The sequence below is a fragment of the Franconibacter sp. IITDAS19 genome, assembly GCF_023079515.1.
In the GTDB taxonomy this organism is placed as follows: Bacteria; Pseudomonadota; Gammaproteobacteria; order Enterobacterales; family Enterobacteriaceae; genus Franconibacter; species Franconibacter pulveris.
In genome coordinates this window covers 82044-99874 of sequence record NZ_JALJCP010000011.1, presented here as the reverse complement: position 1 = coordinate 99874, position 17831 = coordinate 82044, and the positions used below count along the sequence as shown (strand labels likewise).

Sequence of the window (17831 nt, the reverse complement as noted above, 5' to 3'; positions counted from 1 at the left end):
TGCGACCCTTTTTACTGGCGAACGCGATGCTTCACTGCGCTGCAACCTGAGTTTCATTTAATCGTCATCTTCTGCGGTCAGCCTACTTTCATGGCCGAGCCAGACATGTTCGCTGGCGGCCCCGGTCTTTTTCGGTACGACCATGAGGCACTGTTGACCATGTACTTATCCAGACATCCGACCAGCTTTCCCACGCGCTACCAGGAGATTGCCGCCCGGCTTGAGCAGGAGCTGCGCCATTACCGTTGCGGCGACTATCTGCCTGCGGAAAGCCAGCTTGCCGCTCATTATCAGGTAAACCGCCACACCTTGCGCCGCGCTATTGATGAGCTGGTCGAGCGCGGCTGGGTGCAGCGCCGCCAGGGCGTCGGCGTGCTGGTGCTGATGCGTCCGTTCGATTACCCGCTCAACGCCCGTACGCGCTTTAGCCAGAATTTGCTCGAGCAAGGCAGTCATCCCACCAGCGAGCGGCTGCTGGCGGTGCTACGTCCCGCTTCCGCCATCGTCGCCGAGGCGCTTGGCGTTGCAGAAGGTGAAAACGTTATTCATCTGCGCACCCTGCGCCGGGTGAACGGCGTGGCGATATGCGTCATCGACCACTATTTCGCCGAGCTGCGCTGGTGGCCTGCGCTACAGCAGTTCGCCAGCGGCTCGCTGCATGATTTTCTTCAGGAGCGCCTGGGCGTGGCGCTGCGTCGCACCCGAACACGCATCAGCGCCCGTCCGGCCCAGGCGAAAGAGAGCCGCTGGCTCGAAATCCCCACTCTGTCGCCGATCCTCTGCGTGCGCACGCTCAACCACCGTGCGGGCGACGCACAGGCGGCGGAGTATTCCGTCAGCCTTAACCGCGCCGACATGATTGAATTTACGATGGAACATGAATGAGCCAGCTCCCTTACCCTGCGCGCCGCGCGCAAAGCGCCCCGCTGTTTTCTTTCTGTATGCCTTTTGTCGCCCGGCCAACGCCGCCGGGCTTTTTTCGTTGCGCCGATGCGCGGAGAAATTGCATGACGCTAACCACTGATTCCTCTTCTGCCCTTCATGATGCACAACACAGCTTTCGTCGCCTGCTAAAAGCGATGAGCGAGCCGGGCGTCATTGTTTCGCTTTCACAGGTAAGCCACGGCTGGCAGCCGCTTGGCATCGCCACCAGCAGCCTTTTACTGACGCTTACCGATGACGCCACGCCGGTCTGGCTCGCCGCGCCTTTCGCTAACGACAAGGTGCGTCAGCATCTGCGTCTTCATACTGGCGCCCCGCTGTGCAACGCGCCTGAGCAAGCCCAGTTCGCCGTTGCGGATGAGACCCTGAACGCCGAGGTGCTGATGACGCTTTCACAGCACAACGCCAGCGCCTGCGGGAACGCCATTACGCTCATTATGCAGGTGGCGAGCCTGAGCGGCGGGCGCATGCTGCGCCTGACCGGCGCGGGCATCGCCGAAGAGCGCATGGTGGCCCCGCAACTGCCGCAAAGCGTTATCCATATGCTTGATGAATTTCCCCATGCCCTTTCGCTCGGTCTGGATCTTATCCTCACCTGCGGCGACCGCCTGCTGGCCATTCCTCGCGCTGCGCATGTGGAAGCCTGCTAATACTGGTAGCCTTTAATAAGCATTCTGGCGCAGGTGCAACGGACGGCGCTCTGCTACAGTCAGTCGACACTTTGCTAACCCGTCCGAGAACCCGTTCCCAGGAGCCCGCTATGCCAGTCTGTGAACTTCGCCGCGCGACAACGGAAGACAGCGACGCCGTTTACGCCCTGATTTGCGAATTAAAGCAGCATGCTTTTGATCGCCATGCGTTTATCGTCGGCTTTACGGCCAATCTGAGCGACCCGAACCTGCGCTATCAGCTGGCGCAGCGCGACGGCGAGGTGGTGGGCATGATTGGCTTGCATTTGCAGTTTCATCTGCACCATGTGAACTGGATTGGCGAAATTCAGGAGCTGGTGGTCATGCCGCAGGCGCGCGGCCTCGGCGTGGGCAGCCAGTTGCTCGCCTGGGCGGAAGCGCAGGCCAGGGAAGCGGGCGCGGAGATGACGGAGCTTTCCACCAACGTAACGCGTGTGGACGCGCACCGTTTTTATCAGCGCGAAGGTTACACGCAGAGCCATTTTCGCTTCACCAAACCGCTGTAAGGAGGCGCTATGAGCCTGACGATAACCCTGACCGGGACGGGCGGCGCGCAGCTGGTGCCCGTCTGGGGCTGCCGCTGCGCCGCCTGCGAGCGGGCGCACGCCGAGCCCCAGCATCGCCGTCAGCCCTGTAGCGCGGTAGTGAAGTTTAATGAGGCGGTTACGCTGCTCGATGCGGGCATGACGGATATCATGGCGCGCTGGCAACCGGGCGGCTTTCGCCAGTTTCTGCTAACCCATTACCACATGGATCACGTGCAGGGGTTATTCACGCTGCGCTGGGGCGTGGGAGAGAAAATCCCGGTCTACGGCCCGCCCGATGAGGCAGGCTGCGACGATATATTCAAACACCCCGGCGTGCTGGATTTCAGCCATACCGTCGAGCCGTTTGTGGTTTTTGATTTACAGGGGCTACAGGTGACGCCTGTGCCGCTGATTCACTCTAAACTGACGTTCGGCTACCTGCTGGAGAGCGCCCACAGCCGCGTGGCCTGGCTTTCCGACACCGCCGGGCTGCCGGAAAAATCACTAAAGTTTTTACAGGCCAGTCGCCCCGACGTGATGGTCATCGACTGCAGCCATGAACCGCGCCCGCAGACGCCGGCTAACCATTGCGATCTTAATACGGTAATTGCGCTTAACGAGCAGATCCGCTGCCCGCGCGTGGTGTTGACTCACATCAGCCACCAGTTCGACGTCTGGATGATGCGCAACCCGCTGCCTGCGGGCTTCGAGGCGGGTTACGACGGCATGGTGATAGCGCTGGACTAACAAAAAAGGGGGGGGGATTTCTCATCACGCTGCGTTAAAATGGCCCCCGCTTAGCCTCTCTGTATTATCGCGGCTGCTGAACCCGATAAATCTGACCAGAGAGAAAATGATGGAAAAATCCCGTACGCGGGCCTGGCGGCTTAGCCAAAAGCAGCGCAACCAGTCCCGAGATGTTCACACCGCCCTGCAGCGTTTTCGCGGCGAAAAGCAGTGGAAGATGCTTTATCTTCGTTCCTGCAAGCTTGCCCGCGCGGCGCAACTGGGAATGTCCTACCCGCGCATCACCAACAAGCAACTTGCGCGCGAAGGCCTGGAAGAGTACAGCCTCGTTAATGAATGTCCTGTTTATTTGCAGCCGTAATCAATGGCGAAGCCCCACGGCGGAACAGCTGTTCCGCCGTTATCCGGGCCTTTGCGCCCGCTCCGCCGGCACCAGCCGCCATGCCAGGAATGTCGTCACGGCAGAGCTTCTCAAATGGGCCGACGTCATTTGCGTGATGGAGCAAAAGCACAAACAGCGGCTTGTCGCCGACTGGCGTCGGCTCATTGAGCATAAGCCGCTGCATGTGCTCGATATTCCTGACGATTATCTGTTCATGTCCGCCGAGCTTATCGACATTCTGAACGCAACGGTGCCTGCGGCGCTTGGGTTATCCCCTTCTCGCTCAGCGTAAATTAACGGTCATACTCCTCTTCAAGACGACGCGCCTCGCGCTCAAGCTGACGGCGATCGTCATCCAGCTGGCGCTGGCGGTCATCCAGCTGCCGACGGCGGTCTTCAAGCTGGCGGCGGCGATCCTCATACTGGCGGCGCGCTTCATCGCTGCGGCGGTAATCTTCGTCGTCCCGGCGGTCTTCATCATTGCGGCGGCGGTCGTCGTCGTAGCGCTCGTCGGCAGGCGTATAAGCGTCGTTAATCGCCTGTGATATCGAGTTCACCGTGTCATTAAGGATATTGTCGAGGTTATCAGCGCGAGCGAGGCCCATCTGGCCTGGCAAAAGCGCGCAAAAAAACAGGACGAGAAGAGAACGGTTCATAGCGTCGGTCTCAGCGGTTGACTGCCTGTGACTTTGCTAAAACCCCGCCGCGTTCTGAAGCGGAGGATTCTCAAATCGTTATCTCACCTCGCCCTCACGCAGCGCCCGCGCCAGCGCCTCACGGGTGAAAGGCTTACGCAGCAGCGCGACGTCGGGCAGTCGGGGCGGGTTAGCCGGGCGCAAATCCTGGCCGCTTATCAGCAGGAGTTGCAGGTGAGGATAACGCTCGCGGGCGTAATGCATCACGTCCGCCCCGCTGAAGCGTCCCGGCAGCATCAGGTCGCTGATAAACAGATGGATGTCGGGCACGTTGTCGAGCATCTGCTTCGCCTCCTCGCCGTTTCCCGCCTCCAGCGTCAGCCAGCCGAGCTGGTGAAGTTGCTCGCACAGCGTCTGGCGAACGTCTGGCTCATCCTCCAGCACCAGCGCCAGCCGATCGTCGCCCCAGGCGCGCTGGGCGCTTTCGATGCGGTTATCCTCCACCGCCTGCGCAGGCGCGCGCGGCAGTTGCAAACGCACGGTGGTGCCCTGACCCGGCGCGCTCTCAATTTCTACCCGCCCGCCGGACTGGCGCACAAAACCGTAAACCATAGAAAGCCCCAGCCCACTGCCGCTGCCGGTGGGCTTGGTCGTGAAAAAGGGCTCGAAGACCTGCGCTTTTACCTCCGCCGACATGCCGCAGCCGCTGTCGATAACCTCCAGCGCCACCATATCCTGCCGCCGCCCGTCGCCACGCGTGACGCGCTGGTTCCAGGTACGCAGCTTAATGACGCCTTCCCGCCCTTCCATCGCGTCGCGGGCGTTCATCACCAGATTGATGAGCGCGTTTTCCAGCTGGTTAACATCTATCCAGGCGGGCCACGCCGGCTGCTGCGCTTCTATCTCAAGCGTTATCGAAGCGGGCAGCGAGTGACGAATCAGCTCCTGAATGTTTTCCAGCAGCGTTTTCATCGCCACCGAGCGCGGGTTTAACGACTGTTTGCGCGAAAAGGCCAGCAGCCGCGCCGTGAGCTGCGCCCCGCGCTCCGCCGCTTTTAAGGCGCGGTTGATGCGTGGGGCATCCGGCGTGCCTGGCGCAATGAGCTCAAGGCTGCCGATAATCACCGCCAGCAGGTTGTTGAAATCGTGCGCCAGCCCGCCGGTCAGCTGTCCTACCGCTTTCATTTTCTGGCTGTGCGCCAGCGCCTCTTCAAGCCCTTTACGCTCGGTGCGATCCAGCACCACGTTAACCATGCCGCGCCCCGGCACCGGGCTGAAACGCAGTTCGATAATGCGCCCGTCCGCCAGCCGGAACTCCTGCGGCTTTGGGCGCGGACGTAAGAGATCGTCCGGCTGTAAAGGCTGCTGCGGCGCAACCTGGCGCAGCAGCGCCTGGTAATGCATGCCGCGCTGCAAATTCTCCGCCGCCAGCCCCAGCAGCACCGGGTATTGCGGGTTCCAGACCACCAGCACGCCCTGGTTATCAAAGAGCGCAAAGCCGTCGCGCATGGCGTGGAAGGTCGTCTCAAGCTGAGTGCTCTTCTCCTTAAGCAACCGTGACGCGTGTTCCAGCGAAGCGGTATTGCGGGCGAAGACGTTAAACGCCCGCGCCAGTTCGCCCAGCTCGTCGCGCCGCTGCTGGGCGGGCACCGTGACATCATGCTCGCCGCGCGCCAGCCGCGCCATCGCGCCAGAAATCGCCGCCAGGCTGGTGCCCAGATTGCGGTAGATATACCAGCCCGCAAAGCCGGTTATCACCAGCGCCAGCAAGGCGAATGCGGTAATAAAGAGAATGATGGAGCGCAGCTCGCGGTGGCTTTGCGCCGTGCGCGCCTGCGACTCCTGCGCCACTCGCTGTACGTACTGGTTGATGTCGGCGTTAAGGAAGGCGACCAGCGCCTTGATGTGGTACATGTGCCAGCTTATCGCCAGATCGCTCTCTTCCAGCGCCTGCGAAAGCGGCGCCAGACGGCGCAGTTCGCGGTTAAAGTCCAGCAGGATAGCGTTTTGTAGCGGGTCGTTAGCGCGAGCGGGCAGCGCCGCCATGACGTCATTTAACTGCGTAATGGTGGCTTTTGGCGAAGGGGTGCGTATCGCCGCCTCAATCAGCCGGTCCATTTCGTTTAGCTGCGCGGCGCCGGGCGCGTTCAGAGACTGAAGATGGCGCAGATAGCTCTGGTTCTGGTAGAGCGAGCTTAGCAGCGCGTTGCGTTCCAGATGGCGGCGCTGGCCGCGTTGCAGCATGCCGGTGACGCTGCTTTGCAGTTCAAGGCTGCGGCGAATAATGCTGGCGACCAGCCTCGGCTCGAGCTGCGCCAGCGGCGCGTCGGCCAGCTGGCGCAGCGACTGTTCCATCGCCTGCTGGGTCGCCTTCAGGCGCGCCGCCTCGCTCTGGTACTCCAGCGCCCCCACCACCGTTGAGAGACGCACCGCCGCCGTCGCCACGTTCGCCGTATCGCGCGCAAGCGCCAGGCTGCCGCCCATGTCGCTTAAGGTCTGCTGCTGCACCTGTTCCTGAAGCTGGCTGGCGTGACGAAAGCCGAACACCGCCACGCCGCTCACCATCAGCGTTACCGCCACCACCAGCAGGTTGAAGAAAAGCAGCCGCCCGCGGGCGCTGGAGAAAAAACGGCTGCTCGTGCTCATGGTCTGCTCCGCTCAGTAAATTCTCCTCACTATCGGCGAGCCGCGTAAAAGTGAAACGCTGTCGTCGCGGTAATGTGATCGCGGTTAACTATTCAACATTATGACAATTATGAATGGCGGCTGACATGTTCTGTTTACCGGCGAGTGGTGGAGTGGCGTAACGATTTTCCGCAGGAGTGCGCCATGAGCCAAACCCCTATCCTTGAAATGCGCGACATTGCCAAAGCGTTCGGCAAATTTTACGCGCTGAAGGGCGTCAGCCTGACGGTTTATCCCGGCGAGATCCACGCCCTGATGGGCGAAAACGGCGCCGGCAAAAGCACGCTGATGAAAATTCTCGCCGGGGCGTATACCGCCACCAGCGGCGAAATTTTTATCGACGGCAAACCGCACCCGATCCGCGGGCCAAAAGATGCGCTGGCGGCGGGCATCACGCTGATTTACCAGGAGATGCAGCTCGCCCCTAACCTTACGGTTGCGGAAAACATTTTCCTTGGCAGCGAGCTTTCTCGCGGCGGGCTGGTGCAGCGAAAAGAGATGGTGCAGCAGGCGCAGAACGTGATTAACCGCCTCGGCGCCCACTTTAAAGCCAGCGACCTGGTCATGAAGCTCACTATTGCCGAACAGCAGCAGGTGGAAATCGCCCGCGCGCTGCACCGCAACAGCCGGGTGCTGGTGATGGACGAACCCACCGCCGCCCTCTCCTCGCGGGAAACCCAGCGTCTGTTCGAGCTGATTATGCGGCTGCGGGATGAAGGAATGGCGATTATCTATATCAGCCACCGCATGGCGGAAGTTTATGAGCTTTCCGACCGGGTGAGCGTGCTGCGCGACGGGCAGTATGTCGGCAGCCTGACGCGCGACAAGCTCAACGCTCAAGAGCTGGTGCGCATGATGGTGGGCCGCCCGCTAAGCGATCTCTTTAACAAAGAGCGGGATATCCCCCAGGGCGATCCTCGCCTGGCCGTGCATCACCTGACCGATGACAAAAAGGTGCAACCCTCAAGCCTGGTGGTGCGCTCAGGCGAAATCGTCGGCCTCGCCGGGCTGGTGGGCGCGGGCCGCTCAGAGCTGGCGCAATTGATTTTCGGCGTGCGTAAGGCGACAGGCGGAAGTATCGAAATCGACGGCCAGCCGGTGACGATTCATACGCCGCGCGAAGCCATCGGCCACGGCATCGGTTTTCTGACGGAAAACCGCAAGGAACAGGGGCTGTTTCTGGAGATGGCGGCGGCGGAGAACATTACCATGGCGACGCTTGAGCGCGACGCCAGCTACGGTCTGCTGGACCGAAAAAAAGCGCAGACCATTTCCGATGAGGCCATCGCCTCGCTGAATATTCGCGTGCCGCACGCCCAGGTGCGCGCAGGCGGGCTTTCAGGCGGCAATCAGCAAAAGCTGCTTATCTCCCGCTGGGTGGCTATCGGCCCACGCATTCTGATCCTGGACGAACCCACGCGCGGCGTGGATGTCGGCGCTAAAAGCGAGATCTACCGGATCATGAACCAGATGGCGCGCCGCGGGGTGGCGATCCTGATGATCTCAAGCGAATTACCGGAAGTGGTCGGCATGAGCGATCGCGTTTATGTCATGCGCGAAGGCCACATCGCCGGCGAGCTGACGGGCGACGACATCACGCAGGAAAAGATAATGACGCTGGCGACCGGCGTTACCGAAGCCCATCAACAGGCGGTGCAACATGACTAAACTCTCCCCCACGCAAAAGGACGCCTCCGTGAATTCCACCACCAGAGAGGCGGTTAAATCCGCCTCGGCGAAAAAAATGCTGTTCAGCGATCTCACGCAAACGGTCGGCATTCTGCCGATCCTGGTGCTGATTGTGGCGGTGTTTGGTTTTATTGCGCCTAATTTCTTTACCGAAAGCAACCTGCTGAATATTACCCGCCAGGCGTCGATTAACATCGTGCTGGCGGCGGGCATGACCTTCATCATCCTGACGGGCGGCATCGATCTCTCCGTCGGCTCTATTCTTGGCACCACGGCGGTGGCGGCGATGGTGGTGTCGCTGATGCCGGAGCTTTCCATGCTTTCCGTTCCGGCAGCGCTGCTGCTTGGCCTTGCGCTGGGCCTGTTCAACGGCGCGCTGGTGGCCTTCGCCGGACTGCCGCCTTTCATCGTCACTCTTGGCACCTATACCGCGCTGCGCGGCGCCGCCTACCTGCTGGCGGACGGCACCACGGTGATCAACTCCAGCATCAGCTTTGAGTGGATAGGCAACGCCTACCTTGGGCCTATTCCCTGGCTGGTGGTGATTGCGCTGGCGGTCATCGCGGTTTGCTGGTTCATTCTGCGGCGCACCACGCTTGGCGTGCATATCTATGCCGTAGGCGGCAACATGCAGGCCGCGCGCCTCACCGGTATTAAAGTCTGGCTGGTGCTGCTTTTCGTCTATGGCATGAGCGGGCTGCTCTCCGGACTTGGCGGGCTTATGAGCGCCTCGCGCCTTTACAGCGCCAACGGCAACCTGGGCGTGGGGTATGAGCTGGACGCCATCGCGGCGGTCATACTCGGCGGCACTAGCTTTGTCGGCGGCATCGGCACCATCACCGGTACGCTGGTCGGCGCGCTGATTATCGCCACCCTGAACAACGGCATGACGCTGATGGGCGTCTCTTACTTCTGGCAACTGGTGATCAAAGGGGCGGTGATCATCATTGCGGTGCTGATAGACAAATACCGTACCCGTCACCATCAAAATGCATAACAACAACACCCTACGAACTGAGGAGAACAGAATGCGTTTGAAACCTCTTGTCACCGCGCTGTGCGTCGGAGCGCTGCTTGCCAGCAGCCCGTTCGCCCAGGCAGCAAAAGAGCTGAAGTCGATTGGCGTCACCGTGGGCGACCTCGCCAACCCCTTCTTCGTACAGATCACCAAAGGGGCGGAGATGGAAGCGCGCAAGCTGGCGGGAGATAACGTCAAAGTGACGCTGGTCTCCAGCGGCTACGATCTCGGCCAGCAGGTCTCGCAAATCGATAACTTCATCGCCGCGAAAGTGGACATGATTATCCTCAACGCCGCCGATTCCAAAGGCATCGGCCCGGCGGTGAAGCGCGCGAAAGACGCGGGCATTGTGGTGGTGGCGGTGGACGTCGCCGCCGAAGGGGCGGACGCCACCATCACCTCCAACAACACCCAGGCGGGCGAGATGGCCTGTAAGTACATTACCGACCGTCTGAAAGGCAAAGGTGATGTGGTGATAATCAACGGCCCGCCGGTTTCCGCCGTGCAGAACCGCGTCGAAGGCTGCCAGACTGAATTCAATAAGCACCCGGATATCAAAGTGCTTTCCTGGAACCAGAACGCCAAAGGCAGCCGTGAGGGCGGCCTTGAAGTCATGACCTCCCTGCTGGCGGCGAACCCGAAAATCGACGGCGTGTTCGCTATCAACGACCCGACGGCGATCGGCGCGGATCTGGCGGCGAAGCAGGCGCAGCGCAACGAGTTCTTTATCGTGGGCGTGGATGGATCGCCGGATGCGGAAGAGGCGCTTAAGCGCGGCAACTCGCTGTTTGTCGCCACCCCCGCGCAGGACCCGCAGGTGATGGCCGCCAAAGCGGTGGAGATTGGTTACGACATCCTGCAGGGCAAGCCCGCGCCGAAAGAGCCGGTGCTGATCCCGGTGACGATGATCGATAAAAACAATGTCGGCAACTACAAGGGCTGGACGGTGAAATAAAGCCCGACGGCTGCCCTCTTATTCCCTCTCCCGCCGCCGCAGGGAGAGGGTTAGCCCAGTGGGAAAAGCATCGCAGCTCTTCATCTCTTAACTGAGGGGAGAAAGCATGAAACGCTCCGAAATTAATGAAATCCTCGGCCATACGCGACAGTTCTTCTCCCGGCATGACGTGCATCTGCCGCCCTTCGCCAGCTTCAGCCCGGCGAAATGGCAGCAGCTCGACGCCAGCGCCTGGAGAGAAGTGTTCGATTTGAAGCTGGGCTGGGACGTGACTGCCTTCGGCGGCAACGATTTCGCCGCCCAGGGGCTGACCCTGTTCACGCTTCGCAACGGTTCGCCGGATGGCGCGCCTTACGCCAAATGTTACGCCGAGAAGATCATGCATGTCCGCGACGGCCAGTTAACGCCGATGCATTTTCACTGGCGCAAGCGCGAGGACATTATCAACCGCGGCGGCGGCAATTTAATCATCGAATTATGGAACAGCGACGAGTTTGAGCAGACCACGGGCAGCGACGTAACGGTCGTTATCGACGGTTGCAGGCAAACACACGCCGCTGGCAGCCAGTTGCGCCTTTCACCAGGGGAAAGCATCTGTCTGACGCCAGGCCTTTATCACAGCTTCTGGGGCGAGGCGGGGTTTGGCGACGTGCTGGTGGGCGAAGTCTCTTCGGTCAACGATGACGACCACGACAATCGCTTCTTAAAGCCGCTTGAGCGCTTTAACACCATAGAAGAAGACGAAACGGCGCAGCTCGTGCTGTGCAATGAATATGACGCGTACCGCTAACAGGAGAAGATAATGGCGCTGATTTCTCTCGCTGACGGGCTGGCGCACGCCCGCAAGCACGGCTATGCGCTCGGCGCGTTCAACGTGCTCGACAGCCATTTCTTGCGCGCGCTGTTCGCCGCCGCCCGCCAGGAAAATTCGCCTTTTATTATCAACATCGCCGAGGTGCACTTTAAATATCTCTCCCTCCCCTCGCTGGTGGAGGCGGTGAAATTTGAGGCGGCACGCCATACTCTTCCTGTGGTGCTGAATCTCGACCATGGCCTGCACTTCGAGGCGGTTGTGCAGGCGCTAAGGCTTGGCTTTAGCTCGGTGATGTTTGACGGCTCTGCGCTTGAGTATGAAGAAAACGTCCGCCAGACCCGCGAGGTGGTGAAAATGTGCCATGCGGTGGGCGTTTCGGTAGAAGCGGAGCTGGGGGCGGTGGGCGGCGATGAAGGCGGCGCGCTCTATGGCGAAGCGGATGAGGCGAAGTTCACTGACCCGGCGATAGCGCGGGATTTTGTCGACCGTACCGGCATCGATGCGCTGGCCGTCGCCATTGGCAACGCGCACGGCAAATATAAAGGCGAACCGAAGCTTGATTTCGACAGGCTTTCCGCCATTCGCCAGCAAACCGGCCTGCCGCTGGTGTTGCACGGCGGCTCCGGCATCAGCGACGACGATTTTCGCAACGCCATCCGCCTTGGCATTCACAAAATCAACTTTTATACCGGCATGTCGCAGGCGGCGCTGGGCGCCACAGAACAGCGGATGACGAACCGCCGGGCGATTTATGACGAATTCGCAGAACTGCTGGTTGGCATCGAGGAGGCGATTACCGACGTCGTGGCGCAACAGATGCGCATCTTTGGCAGCAGCGGCAAAGCGTGAGGAGGCGGTATGAGCGAGCGCAGAGGCATTATCGCAGCGGGCAATATGCTGGTCGACCATGTCCATCAGATTAACGCCTGGCCGCAACCGGGCTGGCTTGCGGAGATAACCCACAGCGAACGCGCCACCGGCGGCGCACCGCTCAACGTGCTGCTGACGCTCGCTAAACTGCACGTGGGCCTGCCGCTTCAGGCGGTGGGGCTGACCGGGGAAGATGTCGATGGCGACTATATTATGGCGATGCTGGAGCAGTATCACATCAATCGTCAGCATGTGCGTCGTACCGCCTTCGCGCCCACGTCAATGTCGCAGGTTATGACCACGCCGGATGGACAGCGTACCTTTTTCCATTTACCCGGCGCCAACCGGCTGCTCGATCTGCCCGCCTTCGACCGGCTCAACCCCACCATGCGGATTTTCCATCTCGGCTATCTGCTGCTGCTCGACAGCCTCGACCTGCCGGACGACAGGTACGGCACGCGCAGCGCCAGGCTGCTGGCGCAAATGCAGCAGCAGGGATATGAAACGTCGCTAGACCTGGTCTCGCGCCAGGGCGACCCGCGCTATCAGCCGCTGGTGATGCCTGCGCTGCGCTGGCTTGATTATCTCATCATCAACGAGCTTGAAGCGGGCGAGTTCAGCGGCTTGCCGGTGCGGCATCCCGACGGCGCGCCGCATACGGAAAATATCGCCACGGCCGCCAGCCGCCTGCTGGCCGAAGGGGTGCGCCAGCGGGTGGTTATCCACTGCCCGGAAGGCGCCTGGGGCATAGAGGCTGGCGGCGAAGGGGTGTGGGTGCCCTCCTGGCAGCTGGCGAAAGCGGAAATTGTCGGCAGCGTCGGCGCGGGCGACGCCTTTTGCGCGGGCCTGCTTTACGGCTGTCACGAGCGCTGGCCGCTTACCGAAAGCATTAAACTCGCCCATGCCTGCGCGCGCGCCAGTTTACTTTGCGCCAACGCCATTGACGGCGCCAAAACGCTGGAAGAATTAACGACGTTTATGCGCGAGGCGGGTTAAATCAGCGCGCCGTTGCTTTCCTGGCGTTGCCTGGTCTGCACGCCAGCAATAGCGCCTCCTCACCCGGCGCCCGGCGCGTTGCGGTGATGCGGTGATGCGGTGATGCGAACGTAGCGATCCCAGGTTCAGGCCGCATGCTCGGTTTGCGTCACGTCGGCGGCAAAGACATATCCCAGCCCGCGAATGGTGCGAATGAGCGAAGGCTGATGCGGGTTGCTCTCGATTTTGCGGCGCAGGCGCATCACCAACACATCAATGGTGCGATCGAACACCTCAAGGCTTTCGCTGTGGGTCAACTCCAGCAACCGCTCACGGCTAAGCACGCGTCTTGCGTTCTGCATCAGCGCCAGCAGCAGGCCATACTCGCCCTGCGTCAGCGTCACGGCCTGTTGCTGCGGGTTGATGAGCAGGCAGCGGTCGGTATCAAGACACCAGCCGTTGAAATGCATGCCGCTGGTTCGCGCCGTCGTCGACTCGGTTTGCAGTACGCCGGTGCGGCGCAACACGGCTTTTACGCGCGCCACAACGACCCGAGGATTAAAAGGTTTAGCGATGTAATCATCGGCGCCCATTTCAAGCCCTACGACAACGTCCGATTCGCTGCCAAGGCCAGTCAACATAATCACCGGCAGCGCAGGACGCTGGCGTTGAAGCTGTTGCAGCACCAGCAGGCCGTTGATATCGGGCAGCATCATATCCAGCAAAATAAGCGCGATATCCGTTCTTGTCTGCGCGAGGCGCAGGGCATCGCCGCCGTTGTGACACAAACAGACCTCAAAAACGTGCTCGCTGAAAACATCGCTTAACAGTTCGCAAATCGCCGGGTCGTCGTCCACCACCATGATGGCAGGTTTCATCGTTCTCTCCGCCGGAAGACATTATCCTGCAAAGAGTGTGAGCGATGACAGCGGCGGTGAGGATGAATTCTTCCAGCCGGATGCGGGAAGTGTAAGCCGCGTCACAGGCAGGAGAGCCAGGGTGTGAAAGGACTCGCATAAAAAACCCCGCCGAAGCGGGGTTTGCGGTTAGTGCCTGGCGGTTTTATCAAACTTGCCGAGCACTTCACGCTCGTAGGCGAGCGACTTTTTACGGTCGAACTTATGTTCCCACTTGGCGATAACCAGTACCGCCAGCGCGTTACCCACCACGTTCAGCGCGGTGCGCGCCATGTCGAGGATGCGGTCGACGCCTGCAATAAATGCCAGGCCCTCCAGCGGAATGCCCACGCTGCCAAGCGTCGCCAGCAGCACGACGAAGGAGACGCCCGGCACGCCCGCGATGCCCTTGGAGGTCACCATCAGCGTCAGCACCAGGATTATCTCCTGCCCCAGCGACAGATCGATGCCGTAGAGCTGAGCGATAAAAATAGCCGCGATGCTCTGATAGAGCGTAGAGCCGTCGAGGTTGAACGAGTAGCCGGTCGGCACCACGAAGCTGGTGATAGAAGCAGGCGCACCATAGGCTTCCATCTTCTCGATGATGCGCGGCAGCACGCTCTCGGAGCTGGCGGTGGAGTAAGCCAGAATCAGCTCATCTTTGAGAATGCGGATAAGCGTCCACACGCGCAGCCCGCACATTCTCGCCACCGCGCCCAGCACCACCAGCGCGAAGAACAGAATGGCGACGTAGACCAGGATAACCAGCTTCGCGAGCGGCCACAGCGAAGCGAAACCGAAGTTCGCCACCGTCACAGAGATAAGCGCAAACACCCCCACCGGCGCATAGCGCATCACCATATGGGTGACTTTAAACATGGTTTCGGAAACCGAGCGGAAGACTGTCACCAGCGGTTCGCGGTGCGTCGCGGGCAGCGAAGAGAGGCCCAGGCCAAACAGCACCGAGAAGAAGATGATCGGCAGCATATCGCCCTTCGCCATAGAGGCGAAGATATTGGTCGGCACCAGCGACAGGATAGTGCCCATCAGCCCGTGCGCATGGCTCTGCACCTCTTCGGTGGTGTGCTGATATTTTGAAATATCCACTGCCGCGAGCTGCGACATATCGATGCCGCTACCTGGCTGGAAGACGTTCGCAAGCGTAATGCCCAGCACGATCGCAACCGTAGTGATGATTTCAAAATAGATGATGGTCTTGGCGCCGATGCGTCCTAACTGCTTCGCATCGCCTACGCCGGCGATGCCGACAACCAGGGTGGAGATAACAATCGGCACCACGATCATTTTAATGAGGTGGATAAAGATATCCCCGGCGGGAGAAAGCAGATTCGCCACCAGCCATTCACGGCTATCGGTTTGATAGTGAAGGAAACTGCCCAGAAGAATACCCAGCACCAGGGCCAGCAGAATTTGCCAGGCCAGGCTGACTTTACTGTTTTTCATAACGACTACACTTCCTGAATCAAAAGCGCCATTCCCATGCGTGCCCGTATGAGAACGTCACAAACTGAAAGGGGTATGACAAACGTTGGGTGATGATGTGGGGTTTTTTAACGCGTTTAATCAGTACCACTTGCACGGCATGCTGCGCAACCCTTCCAGAACAGTCTTATTCACTGAAAATTCGCGATTAACACCGAGTTTGTGGCAGTTTGTTTGCATAACCTACTGTTATTAAAAGCATAAAATATCACCTCAGTTAAATAATCATTCTTATGAATTATTTTCCTCCAAAGATTCGTTTGCTGAATTTTCATACAGAGAAAACTTTGCGTGATCTGTCGCCCAAATAATAAACAAAGCAGGCCGCGGCCCTACAATTAACTTTTGCGTGACATATCATTAACATCTTCAAGGAGAAAAAAAGCCATGAGCCAAATTCATAAACACCCTATTCCCGCAAATATTGCGGAACGTTGCCTGATTAATCCGGAGCAGTATGAAGCTTATTATCAGCAATCTGTTCACGATCCTGACACTTTCTGGGGCGAACAGGGCAAAATCCTCGACTGGATCAAGCCCTACGAACGGGTAAAAAACACCTCTTTCGCGCCCGGCAATATCGCTATCAAATGGTATGAAGACGGCACGCTGAACCTGGCGGCCAACTGCCTCGACAGACATTTGCATGACCACGGCGATCGAACCGCCATCATCTGGGAAGGCGATGACGCCAGCCAGAGCAAAACCATTACCTACCGGGAACTGCATCGCGACGTGTGTCGCTTCGCCAATACGCTCACCGATCTCGGCATCAAAAAAGGCGACGTGGTCGCCATTTATATGCCGATGGTGCCGGAAGCCGCCGTGGCGATGCTCGCCTGCGCGCGCATCGGCGCCGTGCATTCAGTGATTTTCGGCGGCTTTTCGCCTGAAGCGGTGGCGGGACGCATTATCGATTCAAGCTCACGGCTGGTTATCACCGCCGATGAAGGCATTCGCGCAGGACGCACCATTCCGCTGAAGAAAAACGTCGACGACGCGCTGAAAAACCCGGGCGTGACAAGCGTTGAGCATGTCATCGTGCTCAAGCGCACCGGTGGCAAGATTGACTGGCAGGAAGGGCGCGACCTCTGGTGGAACGAGCGGGTGGAAAAGGCCAGCGCCCACCATCAGCCGGTGGAAATGAACGCTGAAGACCCGCTTTTTATTCTTTACACCTCCGGCTCGACCGGCAAACCGAAAGGGGTGCTGCATACCACCGGCGGCTATCTGGTGTACGCGGCCACCACGTTCAAATATGTCTTCGACTACCATCCGGGCGACATTTACTGGTGCACCGCGGATATCGGCTGGGTTACCGGCCACAGCTACCTGCTCTACGGCCCGCTCGCCTGCGGCGCCACCACGCTGATGTTTGAAGGGGTGCCGAACTGGCCCGCGCCAAACCGCATGGCGCAGGTGGTGGATAAGCATAAAGTGAACATCCTCTACACCGCGCCGACCGCCATTCGCGCGCTCATGGCCGAAGGGGATAAAGCCATCGACGGCACCGACCGTTCATCGCTTCGCATTCTGGGGTCGGTAGGCGAACCAATTAACCCGGAAGCCTGGGAGTGGTACTGGAAGAAGATAGGCAACGAGAAATGCCCGGTGATGGATACCTGGTGGCAGACCGAAACCGGCGGCTTTATGATAACCCCGCTGCCCGGCGCCATTGAGCTGAAAGCAGGTTCCGCCACGCGTCCTTTCTTCGGCGTCAAACCCGCGCTGGTGGATAACGAAGGCAACCCGCTTTCGGGCGCGACCGAAGGCAACCTGGTTATTACCGACTCCTGGCCAGGCCAGGCGCGCACCCTGTTCGGCGACCACGAGCGTTTCGAGCAAACCTACTTTTCCACCTTCAAGAACATGTACTTCAGCGGCGACGGCGCGCGTCGCGATGAAGATGGCTATTACTGGATAACCGGCCGCGTGGATGACGTGCTGAACGTCTCCGGCCACCGTCTCGGCACCGCTGAGATTGAGTCGGCGTTGGTCTCGCATCCGAAAATCGCCGAAGCGGCGGTGGTGGGCATTCCGCACAGCATCAAAGGCCAGGCGATTTACGCCTACGTCACGCTGAACCATGGCGAAGAGCCGACGCCCGAGCTTTATGCCGAGGTGCGTAACTGGGTGCGTAAAGAGATAGGCCCGCTTGCCACGCCGGACGTACTGCACTGGACCGACTCGCTGCCGAAAACCCGCTCAGGCAAAATCATGCGCCGCATTTTGCGCAAGATTGCCGCAGGCGATACCAGCAACTTTGGCGATACCTCTACGCTTGCCGACCCGGGCGTGGTGGAAAAACTGCTCGAAGAGAAGCAGTCCATCGCCATGCCGTCATAACCTCTTACCTTAACGCCTCTCCCCGACCGGGGAGAGGAGATAACTATCAACCTGTACCTTGCCCTCCCTGAAGAAGTTGCTGTCGCAGGAAGGCGGCGAGCGAGCGCCTCCTCGCCACGCGCGGAGGACCGACATGCCGGAACATGCGGCAGGAAGGA

General features: G+C 59.8%; 17 protein-coding genes. 13 read left to right on the top strand and 4 right to left on the bottom strand.

Annotated features, from left to right (window positions below):
• The first annotated feature begins 159 nt into the window (after nt 1-159).
• The 6 genes from phnF to MT962_RS20855 all read left to right on the top strand — a co-directional run bounded on the left by phnF (nt 160) and on the right by MT962_RS20855 (nt 3579).
• Complete coding sequence (gene phnF, locus MT962_RS20880) at nt 160-885, top strand: phosphonate metabolism transcriptional regulator PhnF (protein WP_247366346.1); 726 nt, start codon at nt 160-162, stop codon at nt 883-885.
• Between the two features lie 122 nt (nt 886-1007).
• Nucleotides 1008-1592, top strand: coding sequence for a phosphonate C-P lyase system protein PhnH (phnH, locus tag MT962_RS20875; RefSeq protein ID WP_247366345.1), 585 nt, complete (start codon nt 1008-1010; stop codon nt 1590-1592).
• Between the two features lie 110 nt (nt 1593-1702).
• A complete protein-coding gene (phnO, locus tag MT962_RS20870) occupies nt 1703-2137 on the top strand; it encodes an aminoalkylphosphonate N-acetyltransferase (protein WP_024557268.1) in 435 nt (144 codons plus the stop codon).
• Between the two features lie 9 nt (nt 2138-2146).
• A complete protein-coding gene (phnP, locus tag MT962_RS20865) occupies nt 2147-2905 on the top strand; it encodes a phosphonate metabolism protein PhnP (RefSeq protein ID WP_024557269.1) in 759 nt (252 codons plus the stop codon).
• Between the two features lie 106 nt (nt 2906-3011).
• Nucleotides 3012-3266 carry a hypothetical protein gene (locus tag MT962_RS20860; protein ID WP_229701884.1) on the top strand — a complete coding sequence of 85 codons (255 nt, stop codon included), beginning with the start codon at nt 3012-3014 and terminating at the stop codon, nt 3264-3266.
• Complete coding sequence (locus tag MT962_RS20855; RefSeq protein WP_024557271.1) at nt 3238-3579, top strand: phosphotyrosine protein phosphatase; 342 nt, start codon at nt 3238-3240, stop codon at nt 3577-3579. Before MT962_RS20860 ends, MT962_RS20855 begins: the two co-directional genes overlap by 29 nt.
• Nucleotide 3580: 1 nt before the next feature.
• Here MT962_RS20855 and yjdP read toward each other — a convergent pair whose 3' ends face one another.
• Both yjdP and MT962_RS20845 read right to left on the bottom strand, forming a co-directional pair.
• Nucleotides 3581-3943, bottom strand: a complete 363-nt coding sequence (gene yjdP / locus MT962_RS20850) for a DDRRRQL repeat protein YjdP (protein WP_281732782.1) — start codon at nt 3941-3943, stop codon at nt 3581-3583.
• 78 nt (nt 3944-4021) lie between these two features.
• Nucleotides 4022-6568 (bottom strand): ATP-binding protein, encoded by a 2547-nt coding sequence (locus MT962_RS20845; protein WP_024559810.1) that lies wholly within the window; start codon nt 6566-6568, stop codon nt 4022-4024.
• 183 nt (nt 6569-6751) lie between these two features.
• Here MT962_RS20845 and MT962_RS20840 point away from each other — a divergent pair, with 183 nt between their 5' ends.
• From MT962_RS20840 to MT962_RS20815, 6 genes are all read left to right on the top strand, one after another.
• Nucleotides 6752-8275, top strand: coding sequence for a sugar ABC transporter ATP-binding protein (locus MT962_RS20840; protein ID WP_024557274.1), 1524 nt, complete (start codon nt 6752-6754; stop codon nt 8273-8275).
• 76 nt (nt 8276-8351) lie between these two features.
• A complete protein-coding gene (locus tag MT962_RS20835; protein WP_048887173.1) occupies nt 8352-9293 on the top strand; it encodes a ribose ABC transporter permease in 942 nt (313 codons plus the stop codon).
• A 31-nt stretch (nt 9294-9324) separates the two neighbouring features.
• Nucleotides 9325-10269, top strand: coding sequence for an ABC transporter substrate-binding protein (locus MT962_RS20830; RefSeq protein ID WP_247366344.1), 945 nt, complete (start codon nt 9325-9327; stop codon nt 10267-10269).
• Between the two features lie 106 nt (nt 10270-10375).
• A complete protein-coding gene (locus tag MT962_RS20825; RefSeq protein WP_048887138.1) occupies nt 10376-11059 on the top strand; it encodes a D-lyxose/D-mannose family sugar isomerase in 684 nt (227 codons plus the stop codon).
• A gap of 12 nt (nt 11060-11071) precedes the next feature.
• Nucleotides 11072-11932: a ketose 1,6-bisphosphate aldolase gene (locus MT962_RS20820; protein ID WP_024557278.1), complete on the top strand. Its 861-nt coding sequence runs from the start codon at nt 11072-11074 to the stop codon at nt 11930-11932.
• A gap of 9 nt (nt 11933-11941) precedes the next feature.
• Complete coding sequence (locus tag MT962_RS20815; RefSeq protein WP_024559808.1) at nt 11942-12949, top strand: carbohydrate kinase family protein; 1008 nt, start codon at nt 11942-11944, stop codon at nt 12947-12949.
• A 125-nt stretch (nt 12950-13074) separates the two neighbouring features.
• Here MT962_RS20815 and MT962_RS20810 read toward each other — a convergent pair whose 3' ends face one another.
• On the bottom strand, nt 13075-13806 hold the full coding sequence (locus MT962_RS20810; protein ID WP_024557280.1) for a response regulator transcription factor: 732 nt from the start codon (nt 13804-13806) through the stop codon (nt 13075-13077).
• A gap of 168 nt (nt 13807-13974) precedes the next feature.
• Entirely contained in the window at nt 13975-15288 is a 1314-nt protein-coding gene (gltP, locus tag MT962_RS20805; protein WP_247366343.1) for a glutamate/aspartate:proton symporter GltP, read from the bottom strand.
• A gap of 426 nt (nt 15289-15714) precedes the next feature.
• Here gltP and acs point away from each other — a divergent pair, with 426 nt between their 5' ends.
• Entirely contained in the window at nt 15715-17673 is a 1959-nt protein-coding gene (acs, locus tag MT962_RS20800; RefSeq protein ID WP_188724430.1) for an acetate--CoA ligase, read from the top strand.
• The last annotated feature ends 158 nt before the right edge of the window (nt 17674-17831 follow it).